This is a genomic window from Isoptericola croceus, from assembly GCF_029382255.1.
Taxonomy (GTDB): Bacteria; Actinomycetota; Actinomycetes; order Actinomycetales; family Cellulomonadaceae; genus Isoptericola; species Isoptericola croceus.
Map to the genome: position 1 here is coordinate 1 of NZ_JARLLG010000334.1, position 267 is coordinate 267.

General features: G+C 49.4%; 1 pseudogene. It reads right to left on the reverse strand.

The window, feature by feature from the left end:
* Window positions 1–209: pseudogene (locus PZC42_RS24790) on the reverse strand (acetyl-CoA C-acyltransferase); the annotation flags it as partial.
* Between the last annotated feature and the right edge of the window lie 58 nt (window positions 210–267).

Consider the following 267-nt stretch of genomic DNA (forward strand, 5'->3'; position numbering starts at 1 on the left):
CTGTCCAGTCCCAGCTTGTTGCAGCAATACACGAACTGCGAAGCGAAGGCCTCATTCAATTCAAACAGATCAATGTCTTCAATCTGGAGTCCAGCAGACTTCACTGCAGCTGGTATTGCTACTGCAGGACCAACACCCATAACAGCAGGATCTACTCCAACAGCAGCAAAGCTCCTGAAAACACCAAGAATAGGAAGTCCCTTCTTCATCGCTACGTCCCTCCTCATGAGAAGAACAGCTCCAGCACCATCGCTCACTTGACTAGAG